Raw genomic sequence first — 21,634 nt, 5'->3', positions numbered from 1 at the left:
CCGGGAGGGGCAATGGCGAGGACAGCGGTGGTAACGGGCGGCACGCGCGGGATCGGCAGGGCCATCGCGCAGGCATTGCGCGACGGCTGCTGCCGGCCGCTCGGTTCGACATGCGCCGCAGCGTTCAGTGCGGCAGGCGCGCACGCGCGGCGCAGGCATTTGCGGCCGTCCCCAGCGAAGAGTATGCTGGACCCATGATAGGCCTGTCAGCGGAGACAATCATGAAATTTCGCCTGGTATCACCGCATGTGTCCGATCGTTTCCACGGTCCCCTGCGTTTCGGCCGCCTCTGGCGCGGCCACGAACTGGCGCTGCGCCTCATCCAGCTGGCAGTATTGGTGGTGGTGGCGGCGGTCGGCGCGCGACTCATCGCCGGCGGCTTCGCGCTGCTCACCCGCACGATCGCCGCGATGATCTGATCCGCGCCGGCCTGGCCGCCGACCGCGAGCCCTGCGCCGCGTGCGCAGGCAGGGTGCGCGCGTCCGTTCTGCATTCGCCCCGCCGCCATTGCCCTTCGATCGCCGTCTTCCGACGCCCGCTCTCCAGCGGGCGTTTTCATTGGCGCTGTCGGCAAGCCGATATGTAAATTGATATCGGAATGGCCAAAAAATTGATTGGAACGATCTCACAGCAGCACCTACCATCCCTGTCGAGCATGTCATGACGGTAAAGCCGCGGCACAGCGGCCACAACGAGAACATCGACACAGGAGACCTATGAAACGCACCGCATCCGGCCGTGCCACGGCCAGTACCTGTCATTCCTTCGCATTGCGGGCAACGGTGGCCGCGCTGGCCGGCGCAGGACTGATCAGCGGCGCCACGGTCGGCGCCCAGGAAATCTCCCCCGCCGCGGCCGCCGACACGCCGGAGCCGGGCGACACCCAGACCGTGGTCGTCACGGGCGTCAAGGCATCGCTGGTCAAGAGCCTGGCGATCAAGCGCATCAGTGACCAGGTGGTGGAATCGGTCGTGGCCGAAGACATCGGCAAGCTGCCCGACAACAATGTGGTCGAGGCGCTGCAGCGCGTGACGGGGATCCAGGTCACCAACCGCGCCGGCGGCGAAGTCGGCGCCTTGTCGATCCGTGGCCTGCCCGACGTCCAGACCACCTGGAACGGCCGGAATATCTTTACCGCCTCGGGTACGCAGGTTGCGCTCCAGGACATTCCCTCGACTCTGGTGCGCCAGATCGACGTGTACACGACGCGCGACGCCAGCCAGCTGGAAACCGGCATTGCAGGCCAGATCGACGTCAAGTCGCTGCGGCCCTTCGATTTCAAGGGGCCGCAAGTGTCGCTGTCGGCGCGCGAGACCTATCTGGATCCTGCCAAAAAGTGGAATCCGCAGATCAGCGCCATGTTCAGCAACCGCTGGGAAACCGGCATCGGCGAGTTCGGCGCCCTGGTCAATCTGGCCGCGACCCGGACGACATACCGCAACGAGAGCGTGACGCCGGGCGCCATGGTGCCGTTCACCAGCCCGAATGCCGCCGAGGTGCCGGCGGGTTACACGCCCTTGCAGCGCATCTTCGACAACGATATCTGGGCGCCCGGTACCCGTACCGGCCTGCCGATGGCAGCGGGTTCGACGCTGAATTTCAAGGGCAAGGCGTATCCGTATTACCTGGCGCGCGACGCCGTCTTCCAGAGCGACGTCCAGGGCGAACGCAAGCGTCCCGCCGCGAATATCGCCTTGCAGTGGAAACCGGACAGCGATGCGGTCTATACCTTCGAATCGATGTACAACGGCTATCGCGACAAGGCCTTCAACCAGCTGCTGTTCAGCTTTGTCGACTGGTGGGGCGATTTGGGCAGCAACCCGGCGGGGACGATCACGACCTTCCCGGGAACCAACGTCATCAAGACGCGCAAGGTCAATAAGGTCTATGGCTTCAACAGCGGCGACTACACCACCTCGAAGACCGACTCCTTCGTGTATGCCCTGAACGGCAAGTGGAATATCGGCGAGCGACTCAAGCTGGACGGCGATCTGTCCTACCAGACGAGCGAGTTCGACACGCAATTTACGGCCACCCGGATCGATCGCGTGGCACCCTCCATCGACGTCGACTTCAATGCCGGCGGCGATACGGCCTTCCGTTTCAATGACAATGCCGACCTGCTTGATCCGAGCAAGTGGAATGTGGCGGAGTTCTACGATAACGCCAACCGCAACAAGGGCAGCGCCGCGACGGCCACGCTGGCGGGCGTATTCGATGCCGACTGGGGTGCGCAGGGCATGCCGGTGTTCGGCCGGCCTTCGATCGACTAAAGGAACGCCAGGTGCCACACCCCATCACGCAAGCGCCCTTCGGCCAGCTGGCGAACGGCGACGCCATCACGCAGTTCACGCTCGCCAACGCGAACGGCCTGGTGGCGAAGATCATCGATTTCGGCGGCATCGTCACCGAACTGCATGCACCGGACCGCGACGGCCGCTTCGCCGACGTGGTGCTGGGCTTCGACACGCTCGCTCCCTACCAGGGCGACAGCCCGTATTTCGGCGCCCTGATCGGCCGCTACGGCAACCGCATCGCCAAGGGCCGCTTCACGCTCGACGGCCGCGAATACGTGTTGGCAACCAACGACGGCGAGCACCACCTGCACGGCGGGGCAGGGGGCTTCCACAAGCGCAAGTGGCAGGCCGGCGTCGAAGGCGACAGCCTGCGCCTGGCCTACCGCAGCCCGGATGGCGAGGAGGGCTATCCCGGCAACCTGGACGTGCTCGCCACCTATCTGCTGAACGACGACAACGAACTGGTGGTGCGCTTGCGCGCCGTGAGCGACCGGCCGACCCCGGTCAACCTGACCCAGCACAGCTACTTCAACCTGGCCGGCGAAGGCGACGTGCTGGACCACCTGCTCAGCATCGACGCCGACAGCTTCCTGCCCATCGATGCCGGCGCGATCCCGCTCGGCATGCTGTCGCCGGTAACCGGCACGCCCTTCGACTTCCGCACGCCGCGCCCGATCGGCGAGCGCGTCGGCCAGCCGGACAAGCAGCTGCGCCACGGCAGCGGCTACGACCACAACTTCGTGCTCAACAAGCCCGACGGCACGGGGCAGGGCCGGGCAATGCGGCGCGCCGCCCACGTGCTCGACCCCGGCTCGGGCAGGGTGCTGGAGCTGTTCACCGAGGAACCTGGCCTGCAGTTCTACAGCGGGAACTTCCTCGACGGTTCGCTCACCGGCAAGGGCCGCAGCTATGGCCTCCGCAGCGGATTCTGCCTGGAGCCCCAGCATTTCCCCGATGCGCCGAACCGGCCGCGCTTCCCGAACGTGATTCTGCGCCCGGGCCAGGTATACGAGACCGAATCGCGCTTCCGCTTTTCGGTCGAGCGCGGCGCCCGCGTGGACGCCGCACGGACACAGGCATGAGCGCATGATGCAAGCCTTCCTCGACAATCGCCACGAACTGGGCGAATGTGTGCTGTGGTGCGAGCGCAGCGGGCGCCTGCTGTGGACCGATATCCCGGCTTGCGCGCTGTGGTCGTATTCACCGTCCACCGGCCGCAGCATGCGCTGGCAGATGCCGGAGCGCCTGTGCTGCTTCGCCCTGACGCCCAGCGACGATTGCCTGCTGCTGGGACTCGCCTCCGGCCTGGCCTCGTTCCGCTTCTCCAGCGGCGAAGTGCGGCGCATCCTCGATGTCGAAGCCGACATCCCGGCCACGCGCCTGAACGACGGCCGCTGCGACCGCCAGGGGCGCTTCGTGTTCGGCATGTTCAACCAGGAAGAGAACCCGAAGCGGGCGCTGGGCAGCTTCTACCGCCTGAATACTGACTTGACGCTCGAGCGCCTGCCGCTGCCGCAGGCGGCGATCGCCAACAGCATCTGCTTCAGTCCGGACGGGCGCCTGATGTTCTACGCCGATTCCGCCACCCGCGCCATCCACTGCTGCGACTACTATCCGCACAGCGGCGCGCTGGGCGCCTCGCGCGTGTTCGTGGCCGCCGACGCGGCGCCGGGCGCGCCGGATGGTTCCTGCATCGATGCCGACGCCCACCTGTGGAGCACGCGCTGGGGCGCCGGGCAGATCATGCGCTTCGCGCCCGACGGCCGGCTCGACCGGGTGCTGGCGCTCGACGCTCCGCAACCGAGCTGCCCGGCCTTCGGCGGCCCCGGCCTGTCCACCCTGTATGCCACCAGCGCTCACCTGGGCATGACGCCACAGGATCGGGCCGCGGCGCCCTTGTCGGGTGCGCTGTTCCGCCAGGCGCTCGCGCTGCGCGGCCTGCCGGAATCGCGCTTTCTCGGGCAATTTGGATAACGATTTCGGTATCGATATTGCGAAATAATTGATTGGAAAGTTATCTGGCGGCCCTCTAGACTTGCCCCATTGCTGAACAAGGCGCGCTGCACGGACCGACCGAGAAGAGGCCCTCAGCCTCCCGCAGCCAGGCTAACGAGACCAGGAGAATGCATGTCCGAGACAAAAAAGAAGACCACGCTGCGCTCGGCGGCGTGGTTCGGGACCCAGGACAAGAACGGCTTCATGTACCGGAGCTGGATGAAGAACCAGGGCATTCCCGACCATGAATTCCAGGGCAAGCCGATCATCGGCATCTGCAATACCTGGTCCGAACTGACCCCCTGCAACGCCCACTTCCGCAAGCTGGCCGAACACGTCAAGCGCGGCATCCTGGAGGCCGGCGGCTTCCCGGTGGAGTTCCCGGTGTTCTCGAACGGCGAATCGAACCTGCGCCCGACCGCCATGCTGACCCGGAACCTGGCCAGCATGGATGTCGAAGAATCCATCCGCGGCAACCCGATGGATGCGGTGGTGCTGCTGGTGGGCTGCGACAAGACCACGCCGGCCCTCCTGATGGGCGCGGCCAGCGTCGACCTGCCGACCATCGTCGTCACCGGCGGCCCCATGCTCAACGGTAAGCTGAACGGCAAGGACATCGGCTCGGGCACCGCCGTCTGGCAGCTGCACGAGCAGGCCAAGGCCGGGCAGATCACGATGCACGATTTCCTGTCCGCCGAAGCCGGCCACTCGCGCTCGGCGGGCACCTGCAACACCATGGGCACGGCGTCGACCATGGCCTGCATGGCCGAGTCGCTGGGTACCTCGCTGCCGCACAACGCGGCGATTCCCGCGGTGGACGCGCGCCGCTACGTGCTGGCCCACATGTCGGGCATCCGCATCGTCGAGATGGTGCACGAAGACCTGCGCCTGTCGAAGATCCTGAAGCGCGAGAATTTCGAGAACGCGATCCGCGTGAATGCGGCCATCGGCGGCTCGACCAATGCCGTGATCCACCTGAAGGCGATCGCCGGCCGCGTCGGCGTGCCGCTGGAACTCGAGGACTGGACCACGATCGGCAAGGGCACCCCGACCATCGTCGACCTGCTCCCCTCCGGTAAATACCTGATGGAGGAGTTCTACTACGCCGGCGGCCTGCCGGGCGTGATCCGGCGCCTGGGCGAGGGCGGGCTCCTGAAGCACAAGGACGCGCTGACCGTCAACGGCAAGACCCTGTGGGAGAACTGCCAGGATGCGCCGATCTACAACGACGAAGTGATCCGCAAGCTCGACACCCCGCTGATCGAGGACGGCGGCATCCGCATCCTGCGCGGCAACCTGGCCCCGCGCGGCGCCGTGCTGAAACCGTCCGCGGCCTCGCCCCACCTGATGCAGCACCGCGGCCGCGCCGTCGTGTTCGAGGATTTTGATCATTACAAGCAGCGCATCAATGATCCGGACCTGGACGTCGATGCGAATTCGATCCTGGTGATGAAGAACTGCGGCCCCAAGGGCTACCCGGGCATGGCCGAAGTGGGCAACATGGGACTGCCGCCCAAGCTGCTGGCCCAGGGCATCACCGATATGGTGCGCATCTCGGACGCGCGCATGAGCGGCACCGCCTACGGCACCGTGGTGCTGCACGTGGCGCCCGAAGCGATGGCGGGCGGCCCGCTCGGGATCGTGCGCGACGGCGACTGGATCCAGCTGGACTGCGCCGGCGGTGGCCTGAATCTCGAACTGTCGGACGAAGAGATCCGCCAGCGCCTGGTCGAGCGCGCCGAGCACGACAATCCGGTGCAGCACAGCGGCTACCAGCGGCTCTACCTGGACCACGTGCTGCAGGCGGACGAAGGCTGCGACTTCGATTTCCTGGTGGGCTGCCGGGGGGCGGCGGTGCCGAAGCATTCTCACTGATCACGCGGGATTTGAACGCGTGGGCGGCAGAGCCGCCCACCCTACGTAAATCGTCTCTGTAGGGTGGGCAGATTTCCTGCCCACGCGTTCAACCAGCGTGCGAACAAACGCACTGCCAAAAGAATATCCATAGCGGAGACTCAACAATGCTGCTCGTACAATTCATCACCGAATCCCAGGAACGCCGCATCGGCATCCTGCACGACAACACCATCCGCGTCGTCAACGGCTACGCCACCACGCTCGCGCTGGCGCGCGCCGCCATCGCCGCCGGCGCCGGGCTGGCCCAGCTGGCCGACGCCGCCGCCGGCAGCGAGCACTATCACTACGACGACCTGGCGGCCAGCGGCCGCATCCTGGCGCCGCTCGACCATCCGGACCCCGCCCACTGCTACGTCACCGGCACCGGCCTGACCCACCTGGGCAGCGCCGACACCCGCGACGCCATGCACAAGAAGATCGGCGGCGACGTCGACTCCCTGAGCGACTCGATGAAGATGTTCCGCATGGGCGTCGAGGGCGGCAAGCCGGCTCCCGGCAGCGCCGGGGTGCAGCCGGAATGGTTCTACAAGGGCGACGGCTCGATCGTGCGCGCCAGCGGCCAGGACATCGAGATGCCGGACTTCGCGCTCGACGGCGGCGAGGAGCCGGAGATCGCCGGCCTGTACCTGATCGGCGATGACGGCCAGCCCTACCGCCTGGGTTACGCCATCGGCAACGAGTTCTCGGACCACGTCACCGAGCGCCAGAACTACCTCTACCTGGCCCACTCCAAGCTGCGCAACTGCGGCCTCGGCCCGGCGCTGCTGGTGGGCGAGCTCCCAAGCCACGTGTCCGGCACCTCGCGCATCCTCGACCGCGAGGGCAGGGTGCGCTGGGAGAAGGCTTTTGTGAGCGGCGAGCAGAACATGTCGCACAGCATCGAGAACCTGGAATACCACCACTTCAAGTACGGCCTGTTCAAGCGCCCGGGCGACGTGCACGTCCACTTCTTCGGCACCGCCACGCTGAGCTTCGCGGACGGCGTCTCGGTGCAGGCCGGCGAAAGCTTCGAAGTGGCGTCGCCGCAGTTCGGCCCCGCCCTGCGCAACCGCCTGGCCGTCGGTGCGACCGGCTTTGCGAAGGTGAAGGCCCTGTGAGGAAGGACGGCGCATTGACCAAAGAGTAAGGCGGCATCACAATAAAAGCACAGATGGAGACAGGCATGAGTAAAACGGCGAACTATCCCAGTTTGCGGGGCAAACGGGTATTCGTGACGGGTGGCGGCACCGGCATCGGCGAAGCGATCGTGCAGGCTTTCGTGGAGCAGGGCGCGCTGGTGGCCTTCGTGGACATAGCACGCGACGCCAGCGAGGCGCTGTGCGCGCGGCTGGCCGAGGCCGGCCACCGCGCGCCGGTGTTCCGCCATTGCGACATCACCGACATTCCCGCGCTGCAGCGCACGATCGCCGAGCTGGCGGAGCAACTCGGCGACTTCGAGGTGCTGGTGAATAACGCAGCCAACGACCAGCGCCACGACATCGCGCAGGTCTCGCTCGATTACTGGGACGAGCGCATCGCCATCAACCAGCGCCCCATGTTCTTCACCGCGCAGGCCGTCCTGCCGGGCATGAAGAAGATGGGCGGCGGCTCCATCATCAACTTCTCTTCCATGTCCTGGCATGCCAAGGGCGCCGGCTATCCGGTCTACGCCACCACCAAGGCGGCCGTGATCGGCCTGACCCGCAGCCTGGCGCGCGACCTCGGCCCGTTCGGGGTGCGCGTGAACACCGTCACGCCGGGCTGGGTCATGACCCGGCGCCAGATCGACCTATGGGTCGACGCGGCCGCCGAAGCCGAGATCAAGCGGGCCCAGTGCCTGCCGGGCAAGCTCATGCCGGACGATATCGCCGCCATGGTGCTGTTCCTGGGCGCGGACGACAGCAGGATGTGCACGGCGCAGGATTTCGTCGTCGACGCCGGCTGGACCTGATCGCGGTCGCGCAGCACGCCGCAAGGTCCTTTCCACCGCAAGCCCACGATCCGTCGTCCCCGCGCAGGCGGGGACCCCATTCGCTCTCAGGCCACCTGCTTTGGGGGAGCGACGGGCGGACCACGCCCGATCAAAAGAAGCGTTTCATCAAACCAGGAGACAGCAGTGAACGTATTCAAGCCATCCGTCCTCGCACTCGGCCTCGCTCTGGCATCGGCATCGGCCTGGGCCCAGGTGAACGTCAGCATCGACGCCACTCGATCGGGCCCGACCATCAACAAGAACGTCTACGGCCAGTTCGCCGAACACCTGGGCACCGGCATCTACGGCGGCCTGTGGGTCGGCCCGGATTCGAAGATCCCGAACACGCGCGGCTGGCGCAATGACGTGGTGGGCGCCCTGAAGGAACTGAAAGTGCCGCTGGTGCGCTGGCCGGGGGGCTGCTTCGCCGACGAATACCACTGGCGCGACGGCATCGGCCCGCGCAACAAGCGCCCGGTGAAGGTCAACACCCACTGGGGCGGCGTGGCCGAGGACAATGCGGTGGGCACCCACGAATTCTTCGACCTGGTCGAGATCCTGGGCACCGAGGCCTACGTCAACGGCAACCTCGGCTCCGGCACCCCGCAGGAGATGGCCGAGTGGCTCGAGTACATGACCTCGGACACCAAATCCACGCTGGCCGAGCAGCGCCGCAAGAACGGCCGCAAGGAACCCTACAAGGTGGCCTACTTCGGCATCGGCAACGAAGCCTGGGGCTGCGGCGGCAACATGAAGCCGGAATACTACGCCCAGCTGTACAATCACTACGCCACCTTCCTGAAGACCCCGCCGGGCGCGCGTCCGAAGATGATCGCCAGCGGCGGCAACGACGACGACACCCGGTGGACCGAAGTACTGAGCAAGGACGCCGCGCGCGGCACCGACGGCATCAGCTTCCACTTCTATACCCTGCCGACCGGCGTCTGGGACAAGAAGGGCGCGGCCACCGGCTTCCCGGAAAGCGAATGGTTCTCCACCATGCAGCAGACCCTGCGCATGGACGGCCACATCCGCCGCAACGTCGCCATCCTCGACAAGAACGACCCCAAGAAGAAGATCGGCTTCTACGTGGACGAGTGGGGCACCTGGTACGACGTCGAGCCGGGCACCAACCCGGGCTTCCTGTTCCAGCGTAACACCCTGCGCGACGCGGTCGTGGCGGCGCTCAACTTCAACATCTTCCACGCGCACGCCGAGCGCGTGCGAATGACCAACATCGCCCAGATGGTCAACGTGCTGCAGGCGATGATCATCACCGACAAGGACAAGATGCTGCTGACGCCGACCTACCACGCCTACAAGATGTACATCCCGTTCCAGGACGCGAGCTCGCTGCCGACCGCGGTCAACAAGGACGTGGCCTATTCGGTGGATAACAAGAGCATCCCGGGCATCAGCGCCTCGAGCGCCCGCGGCAAGGACGGCAAGGTCTACCTGGCCCTGGTCAACACCAACCCGCGCCAGGCCAGCGACGTGACCGTGGACCTGAAAGGGCAGGCGGCCAGCAGCGCGACCGGACAGGTGCTGACTTCCGAGGCGATGGATGCGCACAACACCTTCGAGCAGCCGCAGGCGATCAAGCCGGCGCCGTACAGCGCCAGGGCGGTGAACGGCAAGCTGACCCTCAAGGTGCCGGCCAAGTCGGTGGTGGTCGTCTCCGTCGACGCCTGACCCGTAGGGTGGGCGGGTCTCCCGCCCACGCGTTCAAATCACGGTTGCGGACCCGCGCGTATGTGTCGACCTGTAAATGATCGTTGAACGCGTGGGCGGCAAAGCCGCCCACCCTGCAATGACGACAATTCAGGAGTCAGCAATGTCATTACTCTCCCGTCTCTCTGCCTGCGCGGCCGCCCTGGCGATCGCGCTCCCATCCTTCGCCGCCCAGGTCGAAGTCCACGACCCCGTCATGACCAAGGAGGGCAACAAGTACTACCTCTTCAGCACCGGCCCCGGCATCACCTTCTACAGCTCGACCGACATGCGGTCGTGGAAGCCGGAAGGGCGCATCTTCGCCGGCCAGCCCAGCTGGGCCAAGAAGGCGGCGCCTACCTTCAACGACCACATCTGGGCCCCGGACATCTACCAGCACGGCGGCAAGTACTACCTGTACTACTCGGTCTCCGGCTTCGGCAAGAACACTTCCGGGATCGGCGTGACCACCAACAGCACGCTCGATCCGCGCGCGCCGAACTACAAGTGGGAAGACCAGGGCATGGTGCTGCAGTCGATTCCGGGCCGCGACCTGTGGAACGCGATCGATTCGCACGTGATGGACGACGAGCAGGGCACGCCCTGGATGGCCTTCGGTTCCTTCTGGAGCGGGCTCAAACTGGTCAAGCTCGACGCCAGCCGCAGCAGGCTGGCGGAGCCGCAGGAATGGCACAGCATCGCCCGCCGCGAGCGTCCGGCCTTTACGCCGGACCTGCACGGCGGCGCCGCCCAGATCGAGGCGCCTTTCATCATGCGCAAGAACGGCTGGTACTACCTGTTCGCCTCCTGGGACCTGTGCTGCAAGGGCAAGGACAGCACCTACAAAGTGGTGGTCGGCCGGGCCAGGGCGATTACCGGGCCCTACCTCGACCGCCATGGCGTCGACATGGCCAGGGGCGGCGGCTCGCTGGTGATCCAGGGCGACAGCGAGTGGCAGGCGCTCGGCCACAACAGCGCCTATACCTTCGACGGCAAGGATGTCATGGTGCTGCACGCCTACGAGACCGCCGACCGCTACAAGCAGAAGCTGAAGGTGCTGCCGATGGCCTGGGACGCCGACGGCTAGCCGACGGTCGACCAGCGGGACCTGAACCGCTACCAGAGTGTTCAACTGAGCGTGCAGCTGCCATGAAGCTGCGCCTCGCCGCGCTCGCCCTGTCGGTGCTCAGCGCCTGGAGCCAGGCGGCCGCGCTGTTCCCGCTGGCCGACGTGCGCCTCAAGCCCGGCCCTTTTCTTGACGCCCAGACCACCGACCTGAACTACATGATGGCGATGGAGCCGGACCGGCTGCTGGCGCCCTTCCTGCGCGAAGCCGGCCTCGCGCCGCGCCAGCCCAGCTACGGCAACTGGGAGTCGACCGGGCTGGACGGCCACATGGGCGGCCACTACCTGTCGGCACTCGCCTTGATGTATGCCGCCACTGGCGACGCCGAGGTGCTGCGCCGCCTGAACTACATGGTGGCGGAACTCAAGCGCGCGCAGGCGGCGAACGGCGACGGCTACCTGGGCGGCATTCCCGGCGGGCGCCAGGCCTGGCGCGACATCGCTGCCGGCAAGCTGGCGGCCGACAACTTCTCGGTCAACGGCAAGTGGGTGCCCTGGTACAACCTGCACAAGGTCTACGCCGGCCTGCGCGACGCCTGGCGCTACGCCGGCAACGACGATGCGCGCGCGATGCTGGTCGCGCTGTCCGGCTGGGCGCTGCGCCTGACGGCGCAGCTGAGCGAGGCGCAGATGCAGCAGATGCTGCGCAGCGAGCATGGCGGCATGAACGAGATCTTCGCCGACGTGGCGGAGATGGCGGGCGACCGCACATACCTCGAGCTGGCGCTGCGCTTCTCGCACCAGGCAGTGCTGCAGCCGCTGGCGCAAGGACAGGACCAGCTCACCGGCCTGCACGCGAACACGCAGATCCCGAAGGTGATCGGCTTCAAGCGCATCGCCGAGATGACGGGCCGCCAGGACCTGGACCAGGCCGCGCGCTTCTTCTGGCAGACCGTGGTCGCGCGCCGCTCGGTGGCCATCGGCGGCAACAGCGTCAAGGAGCACTTCCACGACACGGAAGACTTCAGTTCGATGGTCGGCGAGGCCGAGGGGCCGGAGACCTGCAACACCTACAACATGCTCAAGCTCACCGGCATGCTGTTCCAGTCGCGCCAGGAGGGCAGCTACGGCGACTACTACGAGCGCGCGCTGTACAACCACATCCTGTCCTCGCAGCGCCCGGGCGGCGGCTTCGTCTACTTCACACCGATGCGGCCGAACCACTACCGCGTGTATTCGCAGGTGGACCAGGGCATGTGGTGCTGCGTCGGCTCAGGCATCGAGAGCCACGCCAAGTACGGCGAATTCATCTACGCGCACGAGGGCGATGCGCTGTTCGTCAACTTGTTCATCCCCTCGACGCTGGATTGGCGCGCGAAGGGCGTGAAGATCACGCAGACCACGCGCTTCCCGGACCAGGGCAGCACGCGCCTGACGGTGGATGCGCCGGGGACCTTCACCATGAAGATCCGCTATCCGGGCTGGGTCGCTGCCGGCAGGCTGGCGGTGAAGCTGAACGGCCGGGCTGTGAAGCTGAACGGCCGGGCTGTGAAGCTCGACGCCGCGCCGGGCGGCTACGTGAGCATCGCCCGCGATTGGCGCAAAGGCGACCGTGTCGACGTGCAGCTGCCGATGACGACCCGCCTGGAGCAGATGCCGGACAAGTCGAACTACCATGCCGTGCTGCACGGACCGATCGTGCTGGCGGCGAAGACGCGGATGTTCGGCGACGAGCAGCTAAACTTCCTGGCCGATGCGTCGCGCATGGGGCATATCGCGGGCGGGCCGGTGTGTCCGCTGGAATCTGCACCCATGCTGGTGAGCGACTCGACCGACTTCCTGAGGCGCTTCCGTCCCGTCAAGGGCAAGCCGCTGACCTTTACTGCGCCCGGCCTGGTGCACGGCGCCGCGGGCAGCGCGACCGAGTTCATTCCCTTCTTCCGCCTGCACGAGTCGCGCTACACGATGTACTGGCAGCATGCGACGCCGGCCAACTTCGAGCGCATGCGCGCCGAGAACGCGGCGCGCGAAGCGGAGCGCCTGGCGCTGGACGCCCGCACCATCGACCAGGTGGCGCCGGGCGAGCAGCAGCCGGAGGCGGATCACTTCTTCAAGGGGGAGGGGATCGAGGCCGGCGTGAATGGCGGGCGGCACTGGCGGCATGCGACTGGGTGGTTCAGCTATGAGCTGAAGGATCCGAAGGGGGAAGCGAAGCTGCTGCGGCTGAGTTTCGCCAGGGCGGATGCGGGGCGGCGCTTCAATATCGAGGTGAATGGCGTGCTGCTGGCGGAAGTGGTGCTGGCCGGGAATACTGCGCAGGAGTTCTTCACGGTCGACTACCCGCTACCGGCGTCTCTTTTGCAAGCGCGGCCCACTGGTTTGTCGGTGCGCTTCGTGGCGAAGCCGGGATCTGTGGCGGGTGGGCTCTACGGCTTGCGCCTGATGCGTAAATCGGGCATCAAGCGCGCATCGTCAGCGTCGTCTTGCAGCGAGGGTAGTGGACACAGCCCCAGAACGGCCCGCGCTTGCTGTCGCGCGCCGTCATCTTGACGCCGCATGACGCGCAGGTCGGTGTGCGGTAATCGCCCTCGAAGGCAAAGTCGAGCAGCGCCGTTTGCTTTTCCGGTGGAAGGTCAAGGATCTTGTTCAAGAATCCCTTGCCGTCGAGGAGCTGAATGGGATTTGCGTCGCCGAACCGCAAGAACCGCGCTGAACTGCCAGGGCAGGGCGATCAGGTCGCTTGCCAGACCTTTGTTTCTGCGATTTTCCATACTGAGTAAATGTTGTTTTGTGGAAAGAATCTTAGCGGAGTATGCTTGCTGTGTCTTGGGAAAACCTGCTTTTATACCGTTTTGATGCGTCATGCATGTCGACTGTGGCGTACATCCAATCATCTGCGTGAGCAAAGTTCAGTGATACCAAATACGGTATCTAATCGAACACAAATATGATTGGAACAGCATCGCACTTTGTCTTAGCATTGTGAAAGAACAATACCGGAGACAAGGTAATGACCCTCACTCGCAGAACCCTCGTGGGCGCAGCCGCCGCCTTCGCCCTGGCCGCCGCGATCCCCGCCCACGCCCAGAAGCCTCTCACCATCGGCTTCTCGCAAGTCGGCGCCGAAAGCGAGTGGCGCACCGCCAACACCGCCTCGATCAAGGCTGCCGCCAAGGCGGCGGGCGTCAACCTGAAGTTCGCCGACGCCCAGCAGCGCCAGGAAAACCAGGTCAAGGCGATCCGCTCCTTCATCGCCCAGCGCGTCGACGTGATCGCCTTCTCGCCGGTGGTGGAATCCGGCTGGGACACCGTGCTGCGCGAAGCGAAGAACGCCAGGATCCCCGTGATCCTGACCGACCGCGCCGTCAAGGTCAGCGATCCGTCGCTGTACGTGAGCTTCATCGGCTCCGACTTCGTGGAAGAGGGCCGGCGCGCCGCGCGTTGGCTGGTCGAGCACCAGAAGAAGAACCCGAACCGCAGCTACAACATCGTCGAGCTGCAAGGGACCGTGGGTTCGGCGCCGGCGCTGGACCGCAAGGCCGGCTTTGCCGAGATCATCAAGGACAACCCGAAGCTGAAGATCATCCGCTCGCAGACCGGCGACTTCACCCGCGCCAAGGGCAAGGAGGTGATGGAAGCATTCCTGAAGTCCGAGGGCAAGAACATCAACGTGCTGTATGCGCACAACGACGACATGGCGATCGGCGCGATCCAGGCCATCGAGGAAGCGGGCCTCAAGCCGGGCAAGGACATCCTGGTGGTGTCGATCGATGGCGTGCGCGGGGCCTTCGAGGCCATGTTGCAGGGTAAGCTCAACGTCACCGTCGAGTGCAACCCGCTGCTCGGGCCGCAGCTGATCCAGACCGCGCAGATGGTCAAGGCGGGCAAGCCGGTACCGAAGCGCATTACCGTGAACGAGGGTGTGTTCCCCGCTGAAGTCGCGGCCAAGGAATTCCCGAAGCGTCAATACTGAGGCGACCATGCTCGCCTCGACCACCGTGGCCCCGGTCCTGGAAGTGACCGGCATCCACAAGCAGTTCCCGGGCGTGAAAGCGTTGTCGGACGCGGGCCTGCGCCTGTTCCCCGGCGAAGTCCACACGCTGATGGGCCAGAACGGCGCCGGCAAGTCGACCCTGATCAAGGTGCTGACCGGCGTCTACCAGCCCGAGCGCGGCAGCATCGTGCTGGACGGCCGGGCCATCGCGCCGACGTCCACCCAGGACGCCCAGAAGCTGGGCATCAGCACGGTCTACCAGGAAGTGAACCTGTGCCCGAACCTGTCGGTGGCCGAAAACATCTTCATCGGACGTTACCCGCGCCGCTTTGGCATGATCGATTGGCGCGGCATGCGCCGCCAGGCTGCCGACCTGTTAAAACGCCTGCAGATCGAGGTCGACGTCGGCAAGCCCTTGTCGACCTATCCGCTGGCCATCCAGCAAATGGTGGCGATCGCCCGCGCGCTGAACATCTCGGCCAAGGTGCTGATCCTGGACGAACCCACCTCCAGCCTGGACGAGAACGAAGTCCAGCTGCTGTTCTCGGTGCTGCGCGGCCTGCGCGAGCAGGGCATGGCGATCCTGTTCGTCACCCATTTCCTCGACCAGACCTACGCCATCTCCGACCGCATCACGGTGATGCGCAATGGCGAGCGCGAAGGCGAGTACCTGTGCAGCGCGCTGTCGCGCCTGGCCCTGGTGAACAAGATGATCGGCGCGCCGGCCGATGCGGCCGATGCGGCCGAGCAGGGCGGCAGCGCCTGCGCGGAAACCGCAGAGCAGGGCGCGACCTTCCTGCGGACGACAGCACTGGCGCGCAAGGGTGTGCTCGATCCGATCGACCTCCAGATCCGCAAGGGAGAACTGCTCGGCCTGGCCGGCCTGCTCGGCTCCGGCCGCACCGAAACCGCGCGCCTGCTGTTCGGCGCAGACAAGGCCGATGCCGGCGCCATCGAGATCGACGGCAGCAAGCGCAGCTTCGCCACGCCGCGCGACGCCATTCAAGAGGGCATCGGCTTCTGCTCGGAAGACCGCAAGCACGAAGGCGCCATTCTGGCGCTGTCGGTGCGCGAGAACCTGATCCTGGCGCTGCAGGCGCGCCAGGGCCTGCTGCGCGCGATCCCGATGCGGCGCCAGCAGGAGCTCGCACTCCACTACGTGCAGCAGCTGGGGATCAAGACCGCCAGCATCGAGACGCCGATCGGCACGCTCTCGGGCGGCAACCAGCAGAAGGTCTTATTGGCGCGCTGGCTGGCCACCGACCCCAGGCTGATGATTCTCGACGAACCGACGCGCGGCATCGATGTGCGCGCCAAGCAGGAAATCATGGATTACGTTACCACCCTGTGCCGCAAGGGCATGTCGATTCTGTTCATCTCGTCCGAGCTGCCCGAGGTGCTGCGCGTGAGCGACCGCATCGTCGTCATGCGCGACCGTAAAGCCTGCGGCGAATACCGGCGCGGCGAGCTCGACGACAGTTCGGTGCTGCACGTGATCGCCGGGGAGGGCAGCGCATGAACGCCGTCGTCAAGGAAACGCTGCTCGCCCCCGCGCAAGCCGTCAAACCGTCGATCTTCCAGCACCCGCTGTTCCGTCCCGGTGCGGCGCTGCTGCTCCTGCTCCTGATCGACGCCGCCCTGATCCCCGGTTTCTTCCGCCTGGAGATCAAGGACGGCCACCTGTACGGCAGCCTGGTCGACATCGTCAACCGCGCCGCGCCCCTGATGCTGGCGGCGATCGGCATGACCCTGGTGATCGCCACCCGCGGCATCGACATTTCGGTGGGCGCCGTGGTGGCCTTGTCCGGCACGGTGGCGTCGATGCTGGTCGGCGGCGCCATGGTGATCAACAACGGCGTGCCGGAATACGTGGCGCAGACGCCGATGGCGCTGGCCATGGCGGCGGCCATGGGCGCGGCGCTGCTGTGCGGGCTGTGGAACGGCGCCCTGGTGGCGGGCCTGGGCCTGCAGCCGATCGTCGCCACCCTGATCCTGATGGTGGCCGGGCGCGGCCTGGCCCAGTTGCTGACGGACGGCCAGATCGTCACGGTCTACTACCAACCGTACTTCTTCCTGGGCAGCGGCTATCTGTTCGGGCTACCGTTCGCCTTGTTCGTGGTGGTGGCGGTGTTTGCGCTGACCGCCTTCCTGCTGCGGCACACGGCGCTCGGCCTGTTCATCCAGGCGGTCGGGGTGAATCCGGTGGCGGCGCGCCTGGCCGGCATCCGCACCGCGGCGCTGGTGGTGTTCGTCTACGTGTTCAGCGCCGCCTGCGCCGGCATGGCCGGGCTGATGATCAGCTCCAACGTGAAAAGCGCGGACGCCAACAACGCCGGCCTGCTGCTGGAGCTGGACGCCATCCTGGCCGTGACCCTGGGCGGCACCTCGCTCGCGGGCGGCAAGTTCTCGCTGCTGGGCAGCATCATCGGTGCGCTCATCATCCAGACGCTCACCTATACCATCTATTCGCTGGGCGTCCCGCCCGAGGTCAACATGGTCGTCAAGTCGGCGGTGGTCTTTTTGGTCTGCATCTCGCAGTCGGACCGGTTCAAGGGGCTGTGGAAGCGGAGGGCGGCATGAACGCATCGCGTCATCGCGTGACCAGCGCGCCCTGGTTCACCTCGGCGGCTACCGTGGTCCTGCTCTTGGTAATGCTGCTGGCCGGCGGCCAGGCCTACGACGGCTTCCTGTCGCTGCAGGTGATGCTGAACCTCCTGATCGACAACGCTTTTCTCCTGGTGATCGCGATCGGCATGGGCTTCGTGATCCTCTCCGGCGGCATCGACCTGTCGGTGGGGGCGGTGCTGGCCCTTGGCACCATGGTGGCGGCCTGGCTGCTGCAGGTGGCGCACTGGCCGCCGCTGGCGGTGATCGCGGCGGTGCTGCTGGGCGGCGCCTGCTTTGGCGGCGCCATGGGCGCGATCATCCATGTGTTCCGGCTGCAGCCCTTCATCGTGACCCTGGCCGGGATGTTCCTGGCGCGCGGCCTGTGCTACCTGATCAGCATCGAATCGATCACCATCGAGGACCCGCTGTTCGTGGCGCTGTCGCAGACCCAGGTGCCGGTGCTGGGCGGCTTCCTGTCGCCTGGCGCCCTGATCGCGCTCGGCATGCTGGCCGTGGCGGTGTGGGCGGCGCATTACTCGTCCTTCGGGCGCGCGGTGTACGCCATCGGCGGCAACGAAGCCTCGGCCGCGATGATGGGCCTGGCCGTGGGCCGCACCAAGATCCTGGTGTATGCCTTCAGCGGCTTCTGCGCGGCCCTGGCCGGAGTGCTGTTCTCGTTCTACATGCTGTCGGGTTACGGCCTGCATGCGCAGGGCACCGAGCTGGACGCCATCGCGGCGGTGGTCATCGGCGGCACCCTGCTCACCGGCGGCTACGGCTACATCCTTGGCGCGCTCTCGGGCGTGCTGGTGCTGGGCACCATCCAGACCCTGATCGCCTTCGACGGCACCCTCAGCTCCTGGTGGACCAAGATCGTGATCGGCGCGCTGCTGTTCGTGTTCTGCGTGGTGCAGCGCCTGATGGGCTTCCGTCAAAAGCAAAGCTGATAAATACACTCGAATTATAAGGAGACGTGATGATCAAGCGCTGCGTACTCGCGGTGGGCCTGGCCGCATCCACGCTGGCCCAGGCCGGCAACCCGATCGTGAAGGACATCTTTACCGCCGACCCGGCGGCCCTGGTCGACAATGGCCGGGTCTACCTGTATGTCGGCAAGGACGATGCCCCGGCCGGCGGCAAGGACTACGTGATGAACGAGTGGCGCGTGTACTCCAGCTGCGACATGCAGAAGTGGACGGATCATGGTTCGCCGCTGGGCTACGGCGCCTTCAAGTGGGCCAAGGGCTCGGCCTGGGCATCCGACATCGTCAAGCGCGGCGGCAAGTACTACTTCTATGCCACCGTGTCGCACGCAAGCATCCCCGGCAAGGCGATCGGCGTGGCGGTATCGAGCAGCCCGACGGGCCCGTTCGTGGACGCCCGCGGCAGCGCGCTCATTACCAACGACATGACCAGGGAAACCGAGATCGGCTGGGACGACATCGATCCCGCCGTCTTCGTCGACGACGATGGACAGGCCTATCTGTACTGGGGCAACACGGTGCTGAAGTACGCGAAGCTCAAGCCCAACATGACGGAACTGGACGGTCCGATCCACACCGTGGGCCTGGAGGCCTTTACCGAGGCGGCCTACCTGCACAAGCACAAGGGCAGTTACTACCTGTCGTACTCGCGCAAGTTCCCCGAAGAGACCGTGGTCATGCGCGGCCCGACGGCCACCGGCCCCTGGTCTTTTGGGGGCGTGATCATGGAGAAGAACAGCAAGGTCAACACCATCCACCAGGCCATCGTCGACTTCAATGGCAAGTCCTATATCTTCTACCACAACGCCAAGCTGCCGGGCGGCGGCGAGTACCGCCGCTCGGTCGCGGTGGAGGAGCTGCGTTACGGCCCCGACGGGAAGATCCTGCCGGTGGCGCAGACCGCCGAGGGGCCGGCCGCCAATCCCTCGCCGGGCTGCACGTGAGCGCGGCGCGGCAGTTTTTCCATAGAAGTGATATCGCCGATGATATGATTTCTTGATGGATACAACAAACCCGAACTGGTTTTTGAAGGCGCGCCTGAAGACACGCCAGCTGCTGCTCCTGATCGCGCTGGACGACTACCGCAACATCCACCGCGCGGCCGAAGAGCTGCACATGACGCAGCCGGCGGCGTCCAAGCAGATCAAGGACCTGGAAGAGATGCTGGACGTGCGCCTGTTCGAGCGCCTGCCGCGCGGGATGGAGCCGACCATCTACGGCGAGACCATGATCCGCCACGCGCGCATGGCCCTCACCAGCCTGGCGCTGGCGCACGACGACCTGCTGTCGCTGAAGGCCGGACTGTCGGGCCAGGTGGAGGTGGGGGTGATCATGTCGCCCGCGATGGCGCTGCTGCCGCGCGCGATCGCGCGCATCAAGGAGCAGGCGCCGCTGCTGCGCATCGGCGTGCACCTGGAGCCCAGCAACGTGTTGCTCGACAAGCTGCAGCGCGGCACGCTCGACTTCATGATCGGCCGCATCCTCGAGAAGGAAGATTCGTCCGGCCTGGTCTACGAGGAGCTCACCGAGGAACCCGCCTGCGCGGTGGTGCGCCCCGGCCACGCGCTGTTGGAGGCGAAGGACCTGCAGCTGGAGGACATCGCCGGCAAGCCCTGGATCCTGCCGCCGCACGGCAGCATCCTGCGCCACCGCTTCGACATGATGTTCCGCCGCGCCGGCCTGCAGCCGCCCAGCAACGTGGTCGATACCACCGCGCTGCTGCTCATCACCGCGCTGCTGCAGCAGACCGATTCGCTGCACGTGATGCCGCAGGAAGTGGCGCAGTACTACGCCTCGCTGAACGTGATGCGCATCCTGCCGATCGAGCTGCCCTGCACGATGGACGCCTTCGGCATCATCCGCCAGCAGGATCACCTGCTGTCGCCGGGGGCGGAACTGCTGCTCAAGCAGGTGCGGCTGGCGGCTTCGGAGATCTATTGACGCATCATCCTTGCGCTATAGTGGCGCTTCCGGCTTTCCTGGGGCTGTCATGAACCCGTCTGAAACAAGCAATATGGATGCGCACACTAAGCCCGCCGTGGACCACCTGCGCTTTCATCGTCAGCACGAGCATCTGCTGGCCACCTTCGGCAGCGACGTATTCGGGTTGAAGGCGGAAGCCTTCGCCCGCTTCTTCGGTACGCCGGTATTCCTGATCACGCAGACCGTCGTCGTCGTGCTCTGGATCGTGGCCAACGTGCTGAAGTGGACGGACTTCGACGTCTATCCGTTCATCCTCCTGAACCTGGCCTTCAGCCTGCAGGCCGCCTACGCGGCGCCGCTGATCCTGCTGGCGCAGACCCGCCAGGCGGCGCGCGACAAGGCGCATGCCGAGGCCGACGCCAGGCACCGCGAGGCCATCGCCACCGCTTCGGCCACGCAATCCGAGCAGATGTTGCTGTTGCTACGCCAGAATACGGAACTGACGGCGATGACCAAGGCGATGGCGGAACGGATCGAAAGGCTCACCGCCGAAGTGCACCAGCACCTGCTCCGGGATGCCGGGCAAGGACACTGAGGCGCCCGGGCCGCATTGGCCCGGGGCCGCCGGCTTGCTCAGGACTGGGGCACCAGCGGCTCGTCTTCCTTGCCGATTTCGCTCGGGGTGAAGGCGAATTCGGGCGCCTGCACCATGCCGTAGGAGGTGAACGAGGTCTCGTGCCCGAGGGTGCCGCTGAAGGTCACTTCGTCGCCGCGCTTCAGGCTGCTCGCCAGGCGCTTGCCGGCGTCGGTCACCATGACCATCTTGAATTTCACGTCGCCCTGCTGCGCAACCACCAGCGTGCCGAAGGTGTCGCCCACTTCCTTGACGCTTGCCTTCCATCGGACCACGTTCTGGCCGGCCGCATACATGGCCTGCTTGTACTTGTCGGCCACTTCCTTCTCGAGGATGGCGTTGTCCTTGGAATCGGCTTCGCTGTAGTCGTCCTGCATCCGGTCGACCAGTTTCATGAAGTCCTGTTGTGCGGCAGGCAGCTTGGCCGAACATCCGGCAAGCTGCAACACGGCCGTGACTGCAGCGACGAAAAAGATTGTTGATCGCATTACATCCCCTGTGAATGGTGCATCGGCCCGACGCCAACGCTATGAATTTTGTAGCGGTCGCCAGAATAGC

The 21,634-nt window shown here is 65.8% G+C and carries 19 protein-coding genes and 1 pseudogene; 17 read left to right on the top strand and 3 right to left on the bottom strand.

The annotated features are described in order from the left end of the window. Positions 1–221 precede the first annotated feature (221 nt). The 10 genes and pseudogenes from AB3347_RS10885 to AB3347_RS10840 all read left to right on the top strand — a co-directional run. Entirely contained in the window at positions 222–419 is a 198-nt protein-coding gene (locus AB3347_RS10885; protein WP_369091813.1) for a hypothetical protein, read from the top strand. 297 nt (positions 420–716) lie between these two features. Continuing rightward, a complete protein-coding gene (locus tag AB3347_RS10880) occupies positions 717–2,273 on the top strand; it encodes a TonB-dependent receptor plug domain-containing protein (RefSeq protein ID WP_369091812.1) in 1,557 nt (518 codons plus the stop codon). An 11-nt stretch (positions 2,274–2,284) separates the two neighbouring features. Next, on the top strand, positions 2,285–3,379 hold the full coding sequence (locus AB3347_RS10875; RefSeq protein WP_369091811.1) for an aldose epimerase family protein: 1,095 nt from the start codon (positions 2,285–2,287) through the stop codon (positions 3,377–3,379). A gap of 4 nt (positions 3,380–3,383) precedes the next feature. After that, the gene (locus AB3347_RS10870) at positions 3,384–4,271 is read left to right on the top strand and encodes an SMP-30/gluconolactonase/LRE family protein (RefSeq protein WP_369091810.1); all 888 of its coding nucleotides are present in this window, start codon (positions 3,384–3,386) and stop codon (positions 4,269–4,271) included. 153 nt (positions 4,272–4,424) lie between these two features. Then, complete coding sequence (locus AB3347_RS10865; protein ID WP_369091809.1) at positions 4,425–6,167, top strand: IlvD/Edd family dehydratase; 1,743 nt, start codon at positions 4,425–4,427, stop codon at positions 6,165–6,167. A gap of 146 nt (positions 6,168–6,313) precedes the next feature. Further along, positions 6,314–7,306 (top strand): AraD1 family protein, encoded by a 993-nt coding sequence (araD1, locus tag AB3347_RS10860; protein WP_369091808.1) that lies wholly within the window; start codon positions 6,314–6,316, stop codon positions 7,304–7,306. A gap of 65 nt (positions 7,307–7,371) precedes the next feature. Beyond that, the gene (locus tag AB3347_RS10855; protein WP_369091807.1) at positions 7,372–8,139 is read left to right on the top strand and encodes an SDR family NAD(P)-dependent oxidoreductase; all 768 of its coding nucleotides are present in this window, start codon (positions 7,372–7,374) and stop codon (positions 8,137–8,139) included. 165 nt (positions 8,140–8,304) lie between these two features. Next, positions 8,305–9,852 (top strand): alpha-N-arabinofuranosidase, encoded by a 1,548-nt coding sequence (locus AB3347_RS10850; RefSeq protein ID WP_369091806.1) that lies wholly within the window; start codon positions 8,305–8,307, stop codon positions 9,850–9,852. A 142-nt stretch (positions 9,853–9,994) separates the two neighbouring features. Next, entirely contained in the window at positions 9,995–10,957 is a 963-nt protein-coding gene (locus AB3347_RS10845) for an arabinan endo-1,5-alpha-L-arabinosidase (RefSeq protein ID WP_369091805.1), read from the top strand. A 62-nt stretch (positions 10,958–11,019) separates the two neighbouring features. Beyond that, a pseudogene (locus AB3347_RS10840) lies at positions 11,020–13,368 on the top strand (beta-L-arabinofuranosidase domain-containing protein); the annotation flags it as partial. A gap of 25 nt (positions 13,369–13,393) precedes the next feature. On the opposite strand, the gene AB3347_RS10835 reads toward AB3347_RS10840, so the two are convergent. Both AB3347_RS10835 and AB3347_RS10830 read right to left on the bottom strand, forming a co-directional pair. After that, on the bottom strand, positions 13,394–13,480 hold the full coding sequence (locus AB3347_RS10835) for a hypothetical protein (protein WP_369091923.1): 87 nt from the start codon (positions 13,478–13,480) through the stop codon (positions 13,394–13,396). Between the two features lie 88 nt (positions 13,481–13,568). Continuing rightward, positions 13,569–13,799 carry a hypothetical protein gene (locus tag AB3347_RS10830; RefSeq protein WP_369091804.1) on the bottom strand — a complete coding sequence of 77 codons (231 nt, stop codon included), beginning with the start codon at positions 13,797–13,799 and terminating at the stop codon, positions 13,569–13,571. Between the two features lie 146 nt (positions 13,800–13,945). Here AB3347_RS10830 and AB3347_RS10825 point away from each other — a divergent pair, with 146 nt between their 5' ends. The 7 genes from AB3347_RS10825 to AB3347_RS10795 all read left to right on the top strand — a co-directional run bounded on the left by AB3347_RS10825 (position 13,946) and on the right by AB3347_RS10795 (position 21,037). Next, positions 13,946–14,908, top strand: coding sequence for an ABC transporter substrate-binding protein (locus AB3347_RS10825; RefSeq protein ID WP_369091803.1), 963 nt, complete (start codon positions 13,946–13,948; stop codon positions 14,906–14,908). A gap of 7 nt (positions 14,909–14,915) precedes the next feature. After that, on the top strand, positions 14,916–16,448 hold the full coding sequence (locus AB3347_RS10820; RefSeq protein ID WP_369091802.1) for a sugar ABC transporter ATP-binding protein: 1,533 nt from the start codon (positions 14,916–14,918) through the stop codon (positions 16,446–16,448). Continuing rightward, positions 16,445–17,509, top strand: a complete 1,065-nt coding sequence (locus tag AB3347_RS10815) for an ABC transporter permease (RefSeq protein WP_369091801.1) — start codon at positions 16,445–16,447, stop codon at positions 17,507–17,509. Before AB3347_RS10820 ends, AB3347_RS10815 begins: the two co-directional genes overlap by 4 nt. Then, positions 17,506–18,483: a galactofuranose ABC transporter, permease protein YjfF gene (gene yjfF / locus AB3347_RS10810; protein ID WP_369091800.1), complete on the top strand. Its 978-nt coding sequence runs from the start codon at positions 17,506–17,508 to the stop codon at positions 18,481–18,483. Before AB3347_RS10815 ends, yjfF begins: the two co-directional genes overlap by 4 nt. Before the next feature lie 29 nt (positions 18,484–18,512). After that, on the top strand, positions 18,513–19,463 hold the full coding sequence (locus AB3347_RS10805) for a glycoside hydrolase family 43 protein (protein ID WP_369091799.1): 951 nt from the start codon (positions 18,513–18,515) through the stop codon (positions 19,461–19,463). A 55-nt stretch (positions 19,464–19,518) separates the two neighbouring features. Then, the gene (locus tag AB3347_RS10800) at positions 19,519–20,460 is read left to right on the top strand and encodes a LysR family transcriptional regulator (RefSeq protein ID WP_369091798.1); all 942 of its coding nucleotides are present in this window, start codon (positions 19,519–19,521) and stop codon (positions 20,458–20,460) included. Between the two features lie 73 nt (positions 20,461–20,533). After that, positions 20,534–21,037, top strand: a complete 504-nt coding sequence (locus tag AB3347_RS10795) for a DUF1003 domain-containing protein (RefSeq protein WP_369091797.1) — start codon at positions 20,534–20,536, stop codon at positions 21,035–21,037. 38 nt (positions 21,038–21,075) lie between these two features. On the opposite strand, the gene AB3347_RS10790 is transcribed toward AB3347_RS10795, so the two are convergent. Next, complete coding sequence (locus AB3347_RS10790) at positions 21,076–21,471, bottom strand: hypothetical protein (RefSeq protein ID WP_369091796.1); 396 nt, start codon at positions 21,469–21,471, stop codon at positions 21,076–21,078. Between the last annotated feature and the right edge of the window lie 163 nt (positions 21,472–21,634).

Source organism: Massilia sp. X63 (genome assembly GCF_041023745.1).
Classification (GTDB): domain Bacteria; phylum Pseudomonadota; class Gammaproteobacteria; order Burkholderiales; family Burkholderiaceae_D; genus Telluria.
The sequence above is the reverse complement of the archived record's forward strand: the minus strand, read 5'-3'. Positions and strand labels throughout refer to the sequence as shown.

Coding starts and splice junctions, on each gene's coding strand:
- AB3347_RS10885 (WP_369091813.1), top strand. CDS start 222: ATGAAATTTCGCCTGGTATCACCGCATGTGTCCGATCGTTTCCACGGT.
- AB3347_RS10880 (WP_369091812.1), top strand. CDS start 717: ATGAAACGCACCGCATCCGGCCGTGCCACGGCCAGTACCTGTCATTCC.
- AB3347_RS10870 (WP_369091810.1), top strand. CDS start 3,384: ATGATGCAAGCCTTCCTCGACAATCGCCACGAACTGGGCGAATGTGTG.
- AB3347_RS10865 (WP_369091809.1), top strand. CDS start 4,425: ATGTCCGAGACAAAAAAGAAGACCACGCTGCGCTCGGCGGCGTGGTTC.
- araD1 (WP_369091808.1), top strand. CDS start 6,314: ATGCTGCTCGTACAATTCATCACCGAATCCCAGGAACGCCGCATCGGC.
- AB3347_RS10855 (WP_369091807.1), top strand. CDS start 7,372: ATGAGTAAAACGGCGAACTATCCCAGTTTGCGGGGCAAACGGGTATTC.
- AB3347_RS10845 (WP_369091805.1), top strand. CDS start 9,995: ATGTCATTACTCTCCCGTCTCTCTGCCTGCGCGGCCGCCCTGGCGATC.
- AB3347_RS10835 (WP_369091923.1), bottom strand. CDS start 13,480: ATGACGGCGCGCGACAGCAAGCGCGGGCCGTTCTGGGGCTGTGTCCAC.
- AB3347_RS10830 (WP_369091804.1), bottom strand. CDS start 13,799: ATGACGCATCAAAACGGTATAAAAGCAGGTTTTCCCAAGACACAGCAA.
- AB3347_RS10825 (WP_369091803.1), top strand. CDS start 13,946: ATGACCCTCACTCGCAGAACCCTCGTGGGCGCAGCCGCCGCCTTCGCC.
- AB3347_RS10820 (WP_369091802.1), top strand. CDS start 14,916: ATGCTCGCCTCGACCACCGTGGCCCCGGTCCTGGAAGTGACCGGCATC.
- AB3347_RS10815 (WP_369091801.1), top strand. CDS start 16,445: ATGAACGCCGTCGTCAAGGAAACGCTGCTCGCCCCCGCGCAAGCCGTC.
- yjfF (WP_369091800.1), top strand. CDS start 17,506: ATGAACGCATCGCGTCATCGCGTGACCAGCGCGCCCTGGTTCACCTCG.
- AB3347_RS10805 (WP_369091799.1), top strand. CDS start 18,513: ATGATCAAGCGCTGCGTACTCGCGGTGGGCCTGGCCGCATCCACGCTG.
- AB3347_RS10800 (WP_369091798.1), top strand. CDS start 19,519: ATGGATACAACAAACCCGAACTGGTTTTTGAAGGCGCGCCTGAAGACA.
- AB3347_RS10795 (WP_369091797.1), top strand. CDS start 20,534: ATGGATGCGCACACTAAGCCCGCCGTGGACCACCTGCGCTTTCATCGT.
- AB3347_RS10790 (WP_369091796.1), bottom strand. CDS start 21,471: ATGAAACTGGTCGACCGGATGCAGGACGACTACAGCGAAGCCGATTCC.